This is a genomic window from Nitrosomonas sp. sh817, assembly GCF_030908545.1.
Lineage (GTDB): Bacteria > Pseudomonadota > Gammaproteobacteria > Burkholderiales > Nitrosomonadaceae > Nitrosomonas.
In genome coordinates, this window is sequence record NZ_CP133083.1 from 818,951 (window position 1) to 836,614 (window position 17,664).

A 17,664-nucleotide genomic window follows, 5' to 3' on the forward strand; every position below is an offset into this window, starting at 1 on the left:
GCAAGAAATACTTTTACAATTTTTGGTAAGTCCGGTGTCGTTGATACCGGACTTACCGCAATCAGCAATCCTTCCTGAGTTTAATCAATACCGCGTTTCTTGAACCCCGATTCAATCGCGTCGATCATCATTCCCGCCACGTTAAACCCTGTTTGCTGGGTGATTTCCTGCATGCCGGTCGGACTGGTGACATTGATTTCCGTCAGATAATCGCCAATCACGTCAAGACCGACCAGCATCAAGCCTCGCCGGGCGAGTTCCGGGCCGAGTGATGCGGCGATTTCCCGGTCGCGTTGTGACAGCGGTTGCGCTACGCCGGTGCCGCCGGCGGCCAGGTTGCCGCGCGTTTCACCGGGTTTGGGGATGCGCGCCAGCGCATGTGGAGCCGCTTGACCGGCGATCAACAAAATGCGTTTGTCGCCTTGCGTGATTTCGGGGATAAAGCGCTGCGCCATGATGGTGCGGGTGCCGTAGTGCGTCAACGTTTCGATGATGACGCTGAGATTATGGTCGGTGCTATGAACCCGGAACACACTGGCGCCGCCCATGCCGTCGAGCGGCTTGAGGATAATATCCTGGTGTTCATCCAAAAAATCCCGGATCAGGCGAGGCTGGCTGGTGACCAATGTCGGTGTGGTAAATTGCGGGAATTGAGCAATGGCGAGCTTCTCGTTGTGATCGCGGATGGCCTTGGGGCTATTGATAACCCAAGCACCTTGGGACTCCGCCAATTCCAGCAAGTAGGTGCTGTAGACATATTCCAGATCGAAGGGCGGGTCTTTGCGCATCAATACCGCATCAAAAGCATGCAACGGTGTTGCGACCGGATCGCCGGTCCGGTACCAATGGCCATTGGTTTGCGGGGTATCGGATAACGTCAGTGCGCGTGAAAAGCCGGTTACGGTATTATTGATCAATGCGATATCGTGCTGGTAAATCACATCAATCAAATATCCCCTGGCAATTGCTTCGCAGATCATTGCATAACTGGAATCCTTGGCGGTTTTGATCGAATCCAGTTGATCAATGATGAACGCGAGTTTCATGCCGGCACGGGTGCGGATTGATGGGGATGTTTGTCCGGATCGGTTTGTTCCAGTTCGAGTGCCGCGGCCAGTAAGGCGAGACGCGCGACTACGCCATAGGCATAAAAGCGGTTCGGGATGATGTTGGGGTGTGCGGCATCGGCTTCCAGGCACGAAGTTTCAAATGCCAGCGGTACAAAATGCATGCCCGGCGCGTTCAAGTTTTCATCGATGCCGCGTCCCGTATGAACCCGGTAAAAGCCGCCGACGACATAGCGATCAATCATGTAAACGACGGGCTCCGCCACTGCCTGGTTAATCGTTTCAAAGGTATACACGCCTTCTTGCACCAGTACATGCGACACTTGCATGCCTTCCTTAACAACTGCCATTTTATTGCGTTGCTTGCGATTGAGGCTGTAGATATCCTCGCCGCTTTTAACCGTCATGATGCCCATGCCGTAGGTGCCGGAGTCCGCTTTGACGATGACGAACGGGTCTTCTTCGACGCCGTAGTGTTGGTATTTTTTCCGGATGACCGACAAAATCCGGTCAATCGCTGCTGCGACGCATTCAACACCTTGTTTCTCCATGAAATTGATTTCACCGCAAGAAGTAAAGCGCGGATTGATCAACCAAGGATCGATGCCGATCAAATCGGCAAATTCCTGAGCGATCCGGTCATACGCAGCGAAGTGATTGGATTTCTTGCGGGTTGACCAGCCGGCGTGCAACGGTGGAATGACGGTTTGCTGTAATCCTTGCAAGATGCCGGGGATGCCGTTTGATAAATCATTGTTGAGCAATACGGCGCAAGGATCGAAGTCTTTGGTGCCCAGTTTATTGTCTTTGCGCACGACCGGTTCCAGAATGATCGATCGGCCATCCGGCAGATCGAAAGCGGTGGCTTTTGTCACTTCGGGCAGCAGTGTGCCGATGCGTACATTCAGTCCGGCGCGCTGCATGATATTTTGCAAGGTTGCGACGTTTTGCAAGTAAAAAACATTGCGCGTATGGTTTTCCGGAATCAATAAGATGCTGTGGGTTTCCGGGCAAATTTTCTCAATTGCGCTCATCATGGCTTGCACACAAAGCGGAAAAAATTCCGGGTTGAGATTGTTAAAGCCGCCGGGGTATAAATTGGTATCGACGGGCGCAAGCTTGAATCCGCTGTTGCGCAAATCGACCGAACAATAAAAAGGAATCGCATGTTCACGCCATTTCTTGCGCAGCCAGTGTTCAATGGTCGGCATGGCATTGATGATACGATTTTCTAATTCCAGGATAGGTCCGCGTAGCGCTGTGGAAAGATGAGGTACCGGCATGGTGATCAGGATAATTAATAGGCTTTCATTATAGCATCTTGTTTTGCGTCGATTGTGGCCGGCCCGATCCTGCAATATCTTTACGCCTTTACTCTCCATGAGCCATTCTTACCATGTTTGATCCATTGCAGTCTGTTTATTATGGTTCGGGCTGGATGAAAAGCGTCAATGAAAGAATTTTTCCCCGGTTGTTGGCGGTTACGATGCCGCTGCCGACGAATGAGACGCGATTGGAATCGGGGGATGTAATTGTGCTTGGAGGAACGCAAGAAAATCTCGCGGCTGCGGAAAATTAAATTATTACAAGATTAGACAATATATTAAGTAGGAAAAATGAAATCAAAGATAACAAATCCCTGTTGACATTGTGACTTTTTGTGAAAAGATTTCAGACATTTACAGTATTTAAGAATGGACAGTACCGTGAAGAAAGTGTATATTCGCGGTTCCGCCCTTTGCTCTTTTTGAAGGGCAGGTGTTGGGCAATCAACGATTGCATCAATAAATTAGAATGGCGCAAAAATGAGGCGCAAAGTTCATCTTATATGGAGGGATATATGATTAAAGCTGTTCAAGCAATTGTTGGTTTAGGATTGCTCTGTTTTGCCGCAACACAAACGGTTGTTGCTGCTACAGACATTTCTAAATTACCGCGTGTAAAACAAGAACTGGTGGCTCCGCCAAATGTACCAGCGCACGAGCAAGTTTCAAAAGGTCCTAAAGTTGTTGAAGTAACCATGGAAACCGTTGAGAAACTGATCGAAGTTGCTCCAGGTGCAAAAGTATGGGCGTTAACTTTCAATGGCAGCGTTCCTGGTCCGCTAATCGTTGTTCATGAAGGCGATTATGTTGAATTGACATTGAAAAATCCAAAATCAAGCACTTTAGCGCATAACGTAGACTTCCATGCTGCTACCGGCGCATTGGGCGGCGCAGGTTTGACATTGGTGCAACCGGGTGAAGAAGTTGTACTGCGTTGGAAAGCAATTAAACCAGGCGTATTCGTTTATCACTGCGCTCCTGGTGGAACCATGATTCCGTTCCACGTTATTTCTGGCATGAGCGGCGCGATTATGGTATTGCCAAAAGGTGGCCTGAAAGACGAAAAAGGCAAACCATATCGTTATGACCGTGCATACTACATCGGTGAACAAGATTTCTACCTGCCAAAAGACAGCAGCGGCAAATTCAAAGAATACGGCTCACCAGCTGAAGGCATGGCTGATATGCTCGAAGTTGCTAAAGGACTTATCCCAACTCACGTAGTGTTTAACGGCGCTGTTGGTGCAATTACCGGCGATAACGCGCTGAAAGCTAATGTAGGCGAAAAAGTTCTGTTTATCCACTCTCAAGCTAACCGTCCTTCCTATCCGCACTTGATCGGTGGACACGGTGATCTGTATTGGGTAGGCGGTTCATTCAGCGACGTACCGCTGACCAGCCAAGAAACCTGGTTCGTGCCAGCAGGTGCCGCAGTTGCTGCAGCCTATCAATTCCATCAACCTGGTTTGCATGTATACCTCAGTCATAACCTGATTGAAGCGGTATTACTGGGTGCTGCCGCTCATATGAATGTTGAGGGCAAATGGGATGATGACATCATGACGCAAGTTAAAAAACCAGCCAGCTTTGATGCAAAAGCTGCAATGGACCACTAAGACTTGATTTAGTGTAACTTACAGTCATTATAAAGGCCTCAACCAGTTCAGGTTGAGGCCTTTTGTTTTTATACCCTTATTCTTTAATTGTGCCATGTCGATCAAATCGCATATCCGGACAGTTCCGCATTATCCGCATCACGGCATTATGTTCCGTGATATTACGACTTTATTGAAAGACCCGCTCGGGTTGCGCACGACGATCCAGGAAATTGCACATCGTTATGAGGCTGCAGCGATTGATAAGGTAGCCGGTATCGAATCGCGCGGTTTTATTATCGGCGCGCCGGTTGCTTATCAGTTAGGCAAAGGGTTTATACCGGTTCGAAAGCAAAACAAATTACCCGCGAAAACGATTGGACGGGATTATCAATTGGAATATGGCAGTGACCGGATTGAGATTCATGTTGATGCGATACAGCCGGGGGATCGCGTGTTGCTGGTGGATGACTTGATTGCCACAGGCGGAACTGCGGAAGCCGCTGCCGGATTGATCCAGGACATGGGCGGCATCGTGGTTGAGTGCTGTTTCGTGATCGACTTACCCGATGTCGGCGGGCGGCAGCGCTTGGAGAATCTCGGCCATACAGTGTTCGCGCTGTGTGAGTTCGCCGGTGGTTAATGGTCGGAAGTGTGTGCCGGGAATTCACGCGATCTCAAGCTTGCTGCAAAGCCGTCAGTAATTTGTCATGAATGCCGCCAAACCCGCCGTTGCTCATAATCAAAATATGATCGCCCGGCCGTGCGATGGCTGTAATGGCTTGGATGAGCTGATTCAAATCATCGTGACAATGCGCTTTCTTTTTTAATGCCGTCATTGCGGCTATTGCCCATTGCGAATCCCGCGTAAAGCAAAAAACATGATCGGCGGTTTGCAGACTGGTTGCGAGTTGATCCTTCCACACACCCATCTTCATCGTGTTTGAGCGCGGTTCCAGCACGGCGATGATTCTTTCCTGATTAACGTGCGTTCTCAAGCCGTCCAGGGTTGTTTGGATGGCAGTCGGGTGATGCGCGAAATCGTCATAAACCGTGACGCCGTTAACCGTACCTCGCACTTCCATGCGGCGTTTCACGTTTCTGAATTGTGCTAACGCTTCGAGCCCGATATTCACCGATACTCCTGCATGCCGAGCAGCGATCAGTGCTGCAAGCGCATTCATCCGGTTGTGCTCGCCCAGCAAATCCCATTGCAGGGATCCTTGATTGCTGTCACCCAGATAGATCCCGGTGTCATTTCCGCGCAATCGCGTATGCCAGCCGGATTCAATGCCGAAGTACTCAACCGGCGTCCAGCATCCTTGTTCCAACACATGTTTCAGATTGCTGTCTGTGCCGTTGGCGGCGATCAAGCCGTTATTGGGAATAATCCGCACAAGATGATGAAACTGCCTTTTAATCGCCTCGATATCCGGGAAAATGTCGGCATGATCGAGTTCAAGGTTGTTTAAAATGGCTGTCCGGGGGTGATAGTGAACAAATTTTGAACGTTTATCAAAGAACGCGGTGTCGTATTCGTCGGCCTCGATGACAAAAAACGGTGAAACTTCAGCAGTATTCGAACCGGCCTGACCGGCAGACAGCGGCAGGCTGCCAATGCGTGCCGATATGCCGAAATTTTCCGGGATGCCGCCGATCAGAAATCCCGGATTTAAACCGGCATACTGCAAGATCCACGCCAGCATGGAACTGGTCGTGGTTTTGCCATGCGTGCCTGCAACTGCGAGCACCCAACGGTTTCTGAGGATATTTTCCGATAACCACTGCGGACCTGAAATGTACGGTAAATTCCTGTTGAGAATTTCCTCCATAAGCGGATTGCCGCGCGTAATCACGTTACCGATCACGAAGATATCCGGCCGGATTTCAACTTGCTCGGGTGTATAGCCCGCGATCAATTGAATACCTTGCGATTCAAGCTGTGTGCTCATCGGCGGATAAACATCCTGATCGCAACCGGTGACGGTATGTCCGGATTCGCGTGCAATGGCGGCAATGCCGCCCATGAAAGTACCGCAGATTCCAAGAATATGAATGTGCATGCTCAGTTTTTTTGTCAGAATAATTGCAAGAAGTGGAAAATACGATTATGGATGTTAATTGTCCGGAATTATAGTTTATCTACCTGACGATTAGAGAATCTGTGAAGAGTATTGTGATGCATCGATCGAATCATTTTGCCGGAAAATGTTATGGTTTTATTTTTATGTAATGTGCTTGTGAAAATATGCGATTAGCCGGTCAATCCTATCGTGGGCGATTTGCGCCGTCACCAACCGGGCCATTGCATTTCGGTTCTCTGGTTGCGGCGGTAGGCAGTTATCTTGATGCAAAATCCCAGAATGGTAAATGGCTGGTCAGAATCGAAGACGTCGATTGGCAGCGGACGGTGCCGGGAGCCGTCAGCGAAATTCTGACGGCGCTGGAAGGCTTTGGTTTCGAATGGGATGAGGAAGTGGTTTATCAGAGTCAGCGCGCCGAGGCTTATTTGAATGCGATGAATGTCCTGGAACAATGCAGTCTTGTTTATCCTTGCACCTGTTCAAGAAAGGAAATTGCGGATTCCAGCATCCGCGGAGTCAACGGTCCTGTTTATCCGGGAACATGCCGGAACCATCCGCCGCAGGGAAAAAAATCCTATGCGATACGGATTCGAGTAAACGATGAAATCATTTTGTTTCAGGATCGAATCAAAGGGAAGTATTCGCAAATATTGAGCCGTGATATTGGTGACTTTGTCTTGCGCCGGGCGGACGGAATATTTGCTTATCAATTAGCCGCGGTGGTGGACGACGCGATGCAGCATATTACCCATGTCGTGCGTGGCGCGGATCTTCTTGATTCAACGCCGCGCCAAATTTTCCTGCAGCAAGCGCTGGACTATCCAACGCCTGAATACATGCATTTGCCGGTAGTAACGAATCTGCAAGGTGAGAAGCTCAGCAAGCAAACCAACGCGATACCGATTGATGTCAAAGATGCCTTATCGCTATTAGTCAAAGCGTTGCATTGTTTGGGGCAACGGCCGCCAGCAGAGCTGTTGCAAGGAGATGTTTCCTCATTTTGGCAATGGGCCAAACGGAACTGGCAAGCGGCGCTCGTTCCGGGCTAATCAACGGTGTGAATGCACCCTAAACACTTTTTTGGATTCTAAGAAAGCGCTGATTAATTGACTGCACGAGCGAATTGCTTCGTTGCGCGGTACTCACTCCCTCGCCTATCAGATTGATATGTCTCAGTTGTTGCGTTCCGTGCGCCTTGCCCTTCATCACGTTCGTTGAATTAATCAGCGCTTCCCTAAGCCGCTGGTTTGAGATTTGTGCTAGTCTGCTCGCTGGAATCGACTTTCAGCGCGTTGAATGAGGAATGACTGTGGCTTTTTTGCCTTTTAATATCGCAAGACATAAGCAATTAAAGGTGGTAATCGCCGGAGGCGGTTATGCCGGACTGGCGGCATTAACGAATCTCTTGCAATTTGCTCCGGATACCGGAATTACAATCATCGATCCGCGATCGCATCACATCAAAATAACGCATTTACACGAAACGTTCAGATACCCGCTATCGGATCTGCTGGTACCTTTTGAAACAATTGAAAACCGTTACGGTTGCCGGCATATTCAAGCCTCCTTACCGATTGATCCGGAAGCCTTGCAAAGCTATCAGGATACAAAGCAACTGGTGATCAACGGTGAGATAGTCGATTTTGATTATCTGGTCATCGCTGCGGGTTGTGAGAGCAACGCTGCCGATTCCGGGCAGGATTCCAATATACTGACTTTGGATGATTTTATGAGAGCCAGCGGCGCCGATTTGTTGTCGACTAGGTTGAATGGCTACGATCAGACGGCGCCATCGGTTACTGTCGTTGGCGGCGGCGCAACCGGCGTCCAGTTTCTTTTTGAGATCCGGCAATACCTGCTTCGTGTCAACAGTAAAGCCAAGCTAACCTTGATTCATTCGGGACAGCACGTGCTGGAACAATTTCCTCGCGGTTTTGGGGCTTACGTCGAGTCGCGTATGGATGACATGGGTATCGCCTTCTATCCGAACACTTATTTTTGCGAACAGCAAGCGAATCAAATTTTATTGACCGACAAGGAAACGAAAACGCAAATAGTGCTATCATCCGATTTAGCAATTTTGTTTTTGGGCAAGAAGCAACGGAATACGCTTTCTGCCAATGCGTTCGGACAGATTCTTGTTGACCAGAAGCTGTTGCACAATATTTTTATAGCCGGGGACTGTTCGCATTTTCAATCGCCAGGATCAAATACCCTGACGGCGCAATCAGCGGTTCGCAAAGGTAAACTAGTGGCGCGTAACATTCTGCGGCATGCCGGCTTCCCTGGATTACTTGAACCGTATCTACACCATGAGATAGGGTATGTTGTGAGTCTGGGGGCTGCGGATGCGGTCGGGTGGTTGGTTGCGGAAGGCAACATCATCACCGGCATCCCTGCCTTAACCATCAAAGAGCTGGTAGAAGCGCAATATGACTTATTATTGGCAGGAGTTGATACTTACGTAGTTTAGAACATCCTGCGGGAGATATTATATGCTTGGTTTGTTCAAAGATAATCCGGTAGTTGGCAAAGCCAGTACAATCGTTCAGAGTCCGCCCGATAAGCTTTTCGATTTTATTGGAAATAATTTGCTCACCAACTATCCCCGGTGGTCGCCGGAAGTTAAAGAACTGGAAAAAATCACCGATGGCCCTGTTAAATTGGGAACGGTATGCCGTCAAGTACGGATAGATCAGGGTAACCGCTCGGAATCGACATTTAAAGTCAAAGTATTTGATAACGGATCGCGCATCTGTTTTGAGGGAGTTTCCAATCCCTACCGGTGCGATTATTTGATTGAGCCGGTCAATTCGTTGGATAGCCGCATTACATTTGTTTTTGAGTTACTCAGTCTGGACTTGCATGTAAGACCTTTCGAGAAGCTGGTGCGCATTGCGATTCAAGATGGCACCGAAAGAACCGTCAAGAATATTAAAAAATTAATCGAAGCCGATCAGACTAATTCCAATTAACTAGTCATGGTAGTGTCTTCGTAAGCGAATTGTTGGTTAACCTGGAGAAAAATCATGGATTTTATTGTTGAAAAAGACCCTGGATTAATTCCGCAAGTATTGTCCAAGATTCTTGATTCGTGTGTAAACGGGGTGACATTGGCCGATCCGGACCAAGAAGATTTACCCTTGGTGTATGTTAACAAGGCATTTGAGCAAATCACCGGTTATACACTGGAAGAGACGGTCGGTAAAAACTGCCGTTTCTTGCAAGGCAACGAACACGATCAAGCGGGCGTTCAACAACTGCGCGACGCGATAAAAAATAGAAAACCCGTTGAAGTGGTGTTGCGCAATTACCGCAAAAACGGCGAGCTGTTTTATAACCACCTGCTGGTTTCCCCGCTCTTCGATTCGCATGGTAACTTGCTTTATTTTCTCGGCGTGCAGTTCGACATCACACCGCAGATTCGTGCCGAAGAAGAAATCAAATCGCTCAAAGAACAGCTGGCTGCACTCAAGAAATAAATTTTCAGATGCATGTGCAAACGTTGATTGTTGCTCACGGTGATAATTCTTCGACATACATGCATCTGATATCCTAAATTTTTCTCCGATCTTGCAAAACTCTCGGTCTGTCTGATTCAGGAAATTCCCATTATCGATGTGACAAGTTACGTGTGCTCCGATCTCTGGCGCTAAGCCGGATTGTTGAGGCTGGCTTTCGTCTATGCTGGAGAGTGTGCAACTGTTTCCAAGCTTATACTTTTTGAACGATAGACGAGATGCTCTACTAAGTCGTTCCTCGCTGTCGCGCGTTGATAGATTTTAGGCATCAAGGTTTTTTCTTTCATGCTTCCAACTTAGCTAAGGAAGCGCTGATTAATTCAGCGAACGTGATGAAGGGCGAGGCGCACGGAACGCAACAACCGGGACATATCAATCTGATAGGCGAGGGAGTGAGTACCGCGCAACGAAGCAATTCGCTCGTGCAGTCAATTAATCAGCGCTTCCCTAAGGCTTCCTTGCGAATCTCACTCCAGTCCGTAGAGGCCAACTCACTTTCTGGGTTGCTTAATCCTTCCAGTAACTTGGCTTCAAGTTGTTCTTCAGCTTTGCGCTTTTCATCGGCACGGATCAATTCGCGGACATATTCGCTGGTACTGTTGTCGCGGTACTGAGATGTAAAATGTCAGATTGACTAGGTCGATTATTCGAGCTTGTCCGCTAAGGATTCGTCGTAGTTCTGAGAGAAACACCGCTCACTCTTGGAATATAAGCGTAAAGTAAACAGCGCAAACGAAATCGGCGAGGCTAGTGTTTGAACTTTTGCAATTCACTTGATGAGAGGATGCTGCCGAGAAGAAACGTTTGATCGCTCTTGGCAATCAAATCTTGCTCGTTTTGGATGCTTGAACTCACTTCGGTTTCAACTGCAAACGATGCCCGTTCAAATCCGCTTTTGCTGAACTTCATGGAGACAAAACGATTCGGAGCCAGTCCGTTGACCGCAAGCAAATCAAACAATACTAAACCCTCGAAGTCTAAGCTTACGAGCTCTGTGGTTAGTTGCTTTAGCTGGCGCAAAGGATGAAAATCGGCTGTGGCAGTAACCACAGCGATTTTACCAACGATGCGTAATGTCTTAATCATTTCTACATTCTTGCTGTATAGAGATCGTCAATGGCTGCATAAGCATCTTTTGACAAACTAATGGCTTTATCTAAAGTATCTATCATCCTGCTGCCATCGGGGAATTCTTCCATGTGGGAAATTGTATGACGGTGCTTTCTGAAAAAACTATAGCCTCTATTGAAGGCATTTACCATTTTCGCATTCCCGACAGTCTTCGCATGTTCAGGCTTGAGCGTGCAAACACCGCTCTTAACGTCGAAGAAGTCGCCGAATCCATTGTCAGCATCCTCCACAGACATCTTGTAGCTGGCCATCTCCTGTTTTAAGACGCCTTCAAGCGACCGTAGATCAGGGTAAAGCAATAAGCAATAGTCAGGTAGTTTTGGAGCTGCGAGCTTGACGCAGCAGCTAGAGATTAGAAGCTTTTTAACTGCTTCGGGGAGATGAATATAGCTATGATGGAAAAATCCCTTGAGGTAGTCTTCGGCCATCTCTTTCCGAACTATTTCCGTGCTGCTGTCATCTTTGCGATATAAAACTTGCTCAAGACCTTTTAAGTCTAAAAGACCGGTGAGCATAAATATCACGCGCCGATAGCAAGAAAGAGGCTTTCCCTGTATCTGCAAAACCCTTGTAGAACGATGGTGGGTAAGCGTAAGACTGTCTTGGTGAGCAATGCTTCTTAGTGTCACCTGCTTGCAAATGGCTTCATCATGAAGAGTAATGATTTCAATATCATCTGATTCGTTAAGGAAATCCAGAATCGGATCAAACGAATCATCGGTTATCCCTTTGAGAGAGTAATTTACATTTTCAAATTCTGCGGGATTGATTGTGGCTTTCAAGTAAACGGCAAGTTGCTCGCCTAGTGGTTGATTCTTTCCCGTTTTCCATTGAATGGTGGTTGTGCCTGCCGCATTGAGGTGCAGATCAACAGTGGCAAATTCATTGCCTGCGGCACCAAAGACAACTCGTTTACGCTTTTCGAACAACTGAATCCCGCCGTCCAGCGTATAGCCGTTCGACTCCAAGAAATTCTGGATGTTCGCATCCAGCGTTTCGCGATTCAGATTCAGGTCTTTGTAGTCAGTCATCTTCCTTTACCCCGAAAGGCTCTTACTGTCCATAAGACGCAACACAAGAACACAGATTCCATCATATCGCAGAACCGCTGAATACTAACTACTAACTAGCTGATTTTGATATTTCTTTACTAAACAAGAAAGACAATGGTCGCTGTTATAGATTGCTTATAGTGTGCTTGCGCCACCAGTTTTGCCCTACTGTAAAGAAGCCTCGACTAATGGAACTTCTCGTCTACTTTTGCAAGCGCTTTGTGCGTGTTGGTCGATGCTGCATAGGAATTTGTTTTTATTGGGGCGGTGGCATTCACACTCGTATTGTAAGTTAATGTTGTTAATCATATTTATTTTTGATTTTTGAAAAGTTACTACGTTTTTTACCACATTTTTTTCATCGCTTCTCGGTTTTTAGGCAGTTGATTGGCCCAAACCGGGGTGATAGTCAGCCATCCATTCCGGCTAGTAATTCCTTCAATCTACTTTCCTGTCTGTTGAGTTCGGCGAGTACATCTTCTTCCTTTCCGTAAAGATCAAGTATGGGGATTTTCAGCCGGTAACTTTCTGCGATTCTCTCTAACCCTGTTATTCTTTCGTTGATCCGTCTGATTTCCAATTCAGCCGAACGTCTACAGGCAACAGAGCAATACGCTTTTTTCCTTCCCGTGCCCTGGCTTTCTTCGATTGGTTGTTTACATTTCACACAGTTTCCCATCGTAACTCCTTATATAAATTAGTATTCATTTCTCCAACACCCCCCCCTACTTTAATTGCTATTTTTTGCGAACGTAGGCTGAGAGCGGTACCTAAGCCGGAAGGCTGTAGAGATTTTCACGCCCCCACCCCTTGGCTATAGCTATGTTTCTCGGGTAGCTTATCGCTTCAGTGGCTTGCTGTTCTTGCTTGGTAATCGCTGCATGAATCAGGCGCAATCAGCACACGTTCACCAATGAAGTGAAGTTCTAACATGCCGTGATGTTTAGCGCACGTGAAACGATAGACCGAGCGGCCATCAGTAGGGATCAGTTTCATATCAAGGTGTTTGCAACCGTGGCAGCTTGTGCCAGTGGTTCTAGCTTCGTAGTAGGGGCGGATTGTCTTTACCGGATCAATGCCGTGATTATGGCAAAGTATCGCCCATGATTTGACTTGTTCCCATTGCGGGATTGTTTGAAGTTTCCAAATTGCTTCTAAGGTTTCTTCTTTGTTGATTGTTGCTTTATTACAACAGGTTAATAACAAGGTAACGGCTATCGGGTTAATCGGGTGGGTTTCCGTGGCGCGAAAATTATCTGAAGCCACCCCTTCACCGGGTGCATGATTTTCTTTTTCTTTCCTACCCCCTTCAAAACTTGTCGGAATTGTCGGAATTGTCGGAACAAAGCTCGAAGATCCGCATGAATCAATGCTTTCAGTGTTCCGACAATCTGCTATTTCCGTTCCGACAAACCCGGCTTTGTTCCGACAATTACCCGTATTTTGTGCGGTTTGCTCGCTGCTTTCCGGTGTAATTAGCGTGTCCCAGTCAATCATTTTGCTCGCTCCAAATGGCTGGCAGTACATGGAATACACGCTTTGAACCTTCCCCCGGAAGGGTTTTCTTTACTTGAAGGTTGCGGCCATCGCCAGCCCGCATATACCCCTTGTCGATCAACAGCCGGGCAACCGCCCGATGATCAAACCCTTTGCATATTTCCGCCTTGAATACTTCCAAATAGCAGTAATACTCAAGATTGCCCTCATGATTCTTTTCACGGAAACCCGCCTTATTCATCGTGCGCGGTGTGTGGTTATCGTCAACCACAGTACGTTCAATATCCGTGAATCGTGATTCACCGTGTAATTCAAGAAAGTGGCGCACTTGCTCAAGCATTGCACGCTGTTCCTTGTCGCCTTCACCGCCGAAACCTTGCAGCCATGCTTTAAAGCATGTAATAGCGGCTTGCATCGCTTCACCCGGTGGCCAGCCTGTAATACCCCAATCGGTAGCCAGTTCGCCAGCAGCACCCGCAAGGGCGAACCTTGCCGCTACCCGTTGCGCCTGTCCACTGGCGGCATTGGTAAGCGTTGCCTTCTCGAACTTTTGCCGGGCATCGAAGAGCGATTCCCGCAACGTTTCCCGGTGTTTCAGCACTTGTTCAATGAAAGCAGGGAAGGCCGCACCATAGTATTTATTGACGGCCGCATTCAACGCTTTGGCGAATTCGTGCCCGTTCTCAAAGCCGTGCAGATTCTCAAAGCAGCCCAACCCTTGCCCGGCATCGGCGGGAATATCCGCCATGCGCAGTTCAGCACCGGCGGGTGTTTTCTTGCCAGCTTCAGCCACATGCTGGGCTAGACTCAACTCACCAGCGGATAAGAACAGCAGCCGCCATTTAGCGGTATTGCGTGCGCCTCCGCTCACGTTTGCCCGCACCTTGGCAGAACCGTTAGCCAGCATGTAAGCCGATTCCCCGGCAATGCGGGCATCGATCATCTTCAATTCATCCAAGGTCAAGAGTGCATCACAGTGAGACAGGGCGGTGCTTTCCAGTCCGTTATCGGTTGACCGCCACCGCTGCAAATACTCAGGCGAACCGCACACGCTACCGGCTACGGTTAAAGCGCTAGTCTTGCCGCTGGAAGTCGTGCCGCGAAGATGGAAGCCGCCGGATTCCATTTCGGTCGGATGCAATAGCGGCGCGCCAAACGCAACCGACACCGCAAACGTTAACCGACTGTTTCCCACGCACAAACCCGCCACGTGTTCTTGCCATTGCTTCAGCGTGCCACGCTGTTTGAATGGATTTGAATCCGGGCGGTTATCGTTGAATAACCATTCCTCATCGGATTGGCCAATTGAGGTATCAGGCAATACGAACGTCAAACCATCGCCCGAACCATGCCAGCCGGTGCGGTTCGTAGTTCTTGCGCGTTTTTCTGGTGTTTGTGTTTGCAGGTATTCAATGACTAATTGCCGGGCTTTGGGGGCAATGGTTAATCCTTCAGATAGCAATCGGCCTGAAGCTTCCAGACCATCGCCATTGAACGAGCGGGCAGGGATGACTAATTGCTTAACCTTGCTATCCGGATCAGCGAAACGAACCAGCGTACCCCATTCCCGCGAATCGACATCGCGCGCCAATGCCAACACTTCAAGCCGGGCGCATACCTTGCGGCGGCGTAACCGCCCGTCTTTGGTCGGTTCCAGAAAGTACAGGCCGTCATCGAACAATTCAAATCCCCGTTGCACGGCTTCCGCCTGCGGCTCTTCCTGTTTGCTGGCTGGCTTTGTTTCACCATTACCGGCATCAGGCAGGAATGCATCCTCACGCTTGATGAAATCACCGAACCGGGCAGCATCCCAGCCGCACGCCACCAAATCGGCGGCATCGTCTCCCGGCTGCAATGGCTCACCGGCTCCGCGTTCCAACCGGTCGACATCCAACACCCGAACCGAACGTGCACCCGCAGCGGCCAATCGCTTCATCAAATCATTGGCGGCTTTCTTTCCGGGCAAATCATAATCCGGGAAGATCACGCAATCACGCCCGGCAAGCGGGGCGTAATCGGATTTCTCGACCGCTTGGCTGCCACCTTGCCAGCATAGGACGGGATGATCAGGCAGCAGTTTATGCAGGGCTTCGGCCGCCTTTTCGCCTTCGGTAAACCAGCAAGCGGCATCAGGGAATTGCAGCAATCCAGGCAAGCCGTACAGCGGGCGCAATCCTGGCGGAACCTTGAACCGCCATTCGTACTTATTGCCTTTTTGCCAAAGTGTCAGCGGTGAAAATTGTTTCTTCTCTCCCTTGGGTTTGTCATATCGATCATGAAAATAATTAATGCGGCCATCTTGTGCAAGATATGGATAACGCTTTGATGGTTTCCCGTGTCTCGCATGTGCAGCCGGTGGCTTTGGCGCATTATCGGGAATCGGCATAACGCACTGCCAGCCATCGCCATCAATATCACCGCCCGGCGGAACCGGGGCGGCTTTTGTTTCTTTTGAATTCGTTAATGCTTTGGCATCGCCCGGTTTCTTTGAATCGCTTGTGGCGCGTTTTGACGGACTGCTTTTTTCCGGTTCGATTCCAAGAAAAGCAGCCAGCTTTTTGGCGGCGGCTCCTTGGTTTAAATCTTCCAGATAGGCAACCAGGGCAACCAGATCAGCGCCTTTCGCATCATCGGCAAAGTCAGCCCATTGTCCTGTCGTTGTATTAATACTGAACGATCCCGGCGTATTATCAGAGCGCCGGGGATTCAGCGGCAGGTATTCATGCCCTTCACGCTTGCCATTGGGCAACCACCGATTCAGAACGGAATCAATGCTACCCAGCCCAGCGGTTGCCACCCGTTTAATGTAGGGAATCGTGGGCATTACCACCCCCTTCAGAAGGTGCAGGGATCGCTTCGCACAACTCTTCAATCGAATAAAAAAGATTGGCTATATACTCCTTTGCTAATCTTAGCGACACCAAAAAACCAGCAGTCCATACCTTAACCAAACTTACTTGATAATGAAGATCCTTTTTGCCGTTTTCTTCTTCGTACTCAGCAAGACGCACCCTTTCTATTTTTTCGGCAAGAAGAATAATCCTCACGGCTTTTTCGATGGAATCACAAATAGCTTTCGTGGTTTCTTTAAGTGTTCCGTATTGCCTTACTGTTTGCTGGATTTGCTCAAGGTTATCAACAGCGCCATCAAGCAAATTAAATAGCCCTTCCATTTGTTCCCTGCTGATGGACATGTTGCACCCATCAAGATCAACAAGGTCGCCACAGTCTATAAATTCCAGTGCGCAACTTATATCTGAGACACAATTACGCGCTTTTCGGAGTTCCTTCAGGATTTCTGAATTACTGATTGATGGGGTTTGATTGATGGTTTTTTTTGACTTACTCATGATTCATGCTCCTTTGTCTGAACGGTTTCGAGAAAACCGCCACCCGTGCGGAACACGGGGCGGGCGGATAAATCGGGTTGACAGACCGGACTTGAGACCGGCGAGCCTTTCGGCTCCCCAAAATACCCACCCATAGAAACAAAGGGGTAAATAAATAACGGATACAAAAAAACCGCTCAGCGGCGGTATCCGCTCAAGTAACAGGCTGTCAAACCCGTCCATTGATTTTGCAATGGCACAGCGAGCATAAACCCAGCAGAACGGTAAAGTCAATAGAAAATCATTCATCTTGAATGCCCCCTATTGATCGCCGCTCTAACCACTTGAAAAGGTCATACGCAAGAATGTGTTCTTTCCGCGTGTGATATGGATGATCCGCAATCCACTCTTGCAACAGGTCATGAATCTGACCGGGTGGAAGTGGCGGCAATCCGCAATTGCACGGCAATGCTATATTTCCCGATGCCGGGATAATTTGATTAACCATGATTACCCCGGCTCAGCATGAGTGAATCACGAACTTCCGCAATCAGATCATCTAGTTTCTGATTCAGAATCATGGTATGAAAATCTGATGCTGCGGTTTTCATAAAACCAGCGATCAATTCGGGGTGTGCTTTGGCGTAGCCTTCACCGAATTTAGAATCAATAATGCGGATAGACTGATTGAGGTATGTTTCCGCTGTGTCCCGTGCTTGTAGCATCAGGTCGGTAGGGGTTAGCTGATTGCTCATGCCGCCCCCCCGGGATGCTTGCCGGATGCACCGTTGATTTGATCGTGAATCCATTGCTGTACTTCAGATTCACGCCACCGGCTAGAATTGCCGATCTTCACCGGTGCGGGGAACTTATTTTCTTTGATTAACTGATAGATGAAACTGGATTTGAATCCAGATCGTGATTCAACTTCCGGAAGTGGTAATAATCTTTCTGTTGCCGGTATTGCGGGCAATTTTCCGGTTTCATGGGTTAATTGGTGTTGCTGGGTTGATAATGTTTGAACCATAAATAAACATCTCCATGTGAATGTGTATGCACAGCT

At 48.5% G+C, this 17,664-nt stretch carries 19 protein-coding genes; 7 read left to right on the forward strand and 12 right to left on the reverse strand.

The annotated features are described in order from the left end of the window. Nucleotides 1-80: 80 nt before the first annotated feature. Nucleotides 81-1,046 (reverse strand): glutathione synthase, encoded by a 966-nt coding sequence (gene gshB / locus RBH92_RS03920; protein ID WP_307933348.1) that lies wholly within the window; start codon nt 1,044-1,046, stop codon nt 81-83. Next, nucleotides 1,043-2,350 (reverse strand): glutamate--cysteine ligase, encoded by a 1,308-nt coding sequence (gshA, locus tag RBH92_RS03925; protein ID WP_307933349.1) that lies wholly within the window; start codon nt 2,348-2,350, stop codon nt 1,043-1,045. Before gshA ends, gshB begins: the two co-directional genes overlap by 4 nt. A gap of 113 nt (nt 2,351-2,463) precedes the next feature. On the opposite strand from gshA, the gene RBH92_RS03930 reads away from it, so the two are divergent. The 3 genes from RBH92_RS03930 (at nt 2,464) to RBH92_RS03940 (ending at nt 4,630) form a co-directional block, all read left to right on the forward strand. Next, nucleotides 2,464-2,646, forward strand: a complete 183-nt coding sequence (locus tag RBH92_RS03930; protein WP_307933350.1) for a TrkA C-terminal domain-containing protein — start codon at nt 2,464-2,466, stop codon at nt 2,644-2,646. 261 nt (nt 2,647-2,907) lie between these two features. Then, entirely contained in the window at nt 2,908-4,008 is a 1,101-nt protein-coding gene (nirK, locus tag RBH92_RS03935) for a copper-containing nitrite reductase (RefSeq protein WP_307933351.1), read from the forward strand. A gap of 94 nt (nt 4,009-4,102) precedes the next feature. After that, nucleotides 4,103-4,630 carry an adenine phosphoribosyltransferase gene (locus RBH92_RS03940; protein ID WP_292922654.1) on the forward strand — a complete coding sequence of 176 codons (528 nt, stop codon included), beginning with the start codon at nt 4,103-4,105 and terminating at the stop codon, nt 4,628-4,630. Between the two features lie 34 nt (nt 4,631-4,664). Here the strand turns inward: RBH92_RS03940 and mpl are convergent, their stop codons facing one another. Continuing rightward, nucleotides 4,665-6,050, reverse strand: a complete 1,386-nt coding sequence (gene mpl, locus RBH92_RS03945; protein WP_307933352.1) for a UDP-N-acetylmuramate:L-alanyl-gamma-D-glutamyl-meso-diaminopimelate ligase — start codon at nt 6,048-6,050, stop codon at nt 4,665-4,667. Between the two features lie 185 nt (nt 6,051-6,235). Between mpl and gluQRS the strand changes: the two genes are divergently transcribed. The 4 genes from gluQRS (at nt 6,236) to RBH92_RS03965 (ending at nt 9,553) form a co-directional block, all read left to right on the forward strand. Beyond that, nucleotides 6,236-7,120, forward strand: coding sequence for a tRNA glutamyl-Q(34) synthetase GluQRS (gene gluQRS, locus RBH92_RS03950; RefSeq protein ID WP_307933353.1), 885 nt, complete (start codon nt 6,236-6,238; stop codon nt 7,118-7,120). Between the two features lie 254 nt (nt 7,121-7,374). Further along, complete coding sequence (locus RBH92_RS03955) at nt 7,375-8,544, forward strand: NAD(P)/FAD-dependent oxidoreductase (RefSeq protein WP_307933354.1); 1,170 nt, start codon at nt 7,375-7,377, stop codon at nt 8,542-8,544. Nucleotides 8,545-8,566: 22 nt separating this feature from the next. Further along, a complete protein-coding gene (locus RBH92_RS03960; RefSeq protein WP_307933355.1) occupies nt 8,567-9,046 on the forward strand; it encodes an SRPBCC family protein in 480 nt (159 codons plus the stop codon). A gap of 54 nt (nt 9,047-9,100) precedes the next feature. After that, nucleotides 9,101-9,553 carry a PAS domain-containing protein gene (locus RBH92_RS03965; protein ID WP_307933356.1) on the forward strand — a complete coding sequence of 151 codons (453 nt, stop codon included), beginning with the start codon at nt 9,101-9,103 and terminating at the stop codon, nt 9,551-9,553. Between the two features lie 475 nt (nt 9,554-10,028). Here the strand turns inward: RBH92_RS03965 and RBH92_RS03970 are convergent, their stop codons facing one another. From RBH92_RS03970 to RBH92_RS04010, 9 genes are all read right to left on the reverse strand, one after another. Continuing rightward, nucleotides 10,029-10,166, reverse strand: a complete 138-nt coding sequence (locus RBH92_RS03970) for a hypothetical protein (protein ID WP_307933357.1) — start codon at nt 10,164-10,166, stop codon at nt 10,029-10,031. A 173-nt stretch (nt 10,167-10,339) separates the two neighbouring features. Beyond that, entirely contained in the window at nt 10,340-10,678 is a 339-nt protein-coding gene (locus RBH92_RS03975) for a type II toxin-antitoxin system RnlB family antitoxin (RefSeq protein ID WP_307933358.1), read from the reverse strand. Between the two features lie 2 nt (nt 10,679-10,680). Next, nucleotides 10,681-11,754 carry a type II toxin-antitoxin system RnlA family toxin gene (locus tag RBH92_RS03980; protein ID WP_307933359.1) on the reverse strand — a complete coding sequence of 358 codons (1,074 nt, stop codon included), beginning with the start codon at nt 11,752-11,754 and terminating at the stop codon, nt 10,681-10,683. Nucleotides 11,755-12,184: 430 nt separating this feature from the next. Then, a complete protein-coding gene (locus tag RBH92_RS03985) occupies nt 12,185-12,454 on the reverse strand; it encodes a hypothetical protein (RefSeq protein WP_307933360.1) in 270 nt (89 codons plus the stop codon). 167 nt (nt 12,455-12,621) lie between these two features. Then, nucleotides 12,622-13,272, reverse strand: a complete 651-nt coding sequence (locus RBH92_RS03990; protein WP_307933361.1) for a hypothetical protein — start codon at nt 13,270-13,272, stop codon at nt 12,622-12,624. Then, nucleotides 13,265-16,096: a DUF927 domain-containing protein gene (locus RBH92_RS03995; RefSeq protein WP_307933362.1), complete on the reverse strand. Its 2,832-nt coding sequence runs from the start codon at nt 16,094-16,096 to the stop codon at nt 13,265-13,267. The genes RBH92_RS03990 and RBH92_RS03995 overlap by 8 nt, the downstream gene beginning before the upstream one ends. Beyond that, entirely contained in the window at nt 16,074-16,622 is a 549-nt protein-coding gene (locus RBH92_RS04000; protein ID WP_307933363.1) for a hypothetical protein, read from the reverse strand. Before RBH92_RS04000 ends, RBH92_RS03995 begins: the two co-directional genes overlap by 23 nt. Nucleotides 16,623-17,101: 479 nt before the next feature. After that, nucleotides 17,102-17,356 carry a hypothetical protein gene (locus tag RBH92_RS04005; RefSeq protein ID WP_307933364.1) on the reverse strand — a complete coding sequence of 85 codons (255 nt, stop codon included), beginning with the start codon at nt 17,354-17,356 and terminating at the stop codon, nt 17,102-17,104. Next, nucleotides 17,353-17,628 carry a helix-turn-helix transcriptional regulator gene (locus RBH92_RS04010; protein ID WP_307933365.1) on the reverse strand — a complete coding sequence of 92 codons (276 nt, stop codon included), beginning with the start codon at nt 17,626-17,628 and terminating at the stop codon, nt 17,353-17,355. The genes RBH92_RS04005 and RBH92_RS04010 overlap by 4 nt, the downstream gene beginning before the upstream one ends. Nucleotides 17,629-17,664 lie beyond the last annotated feature (36 nt).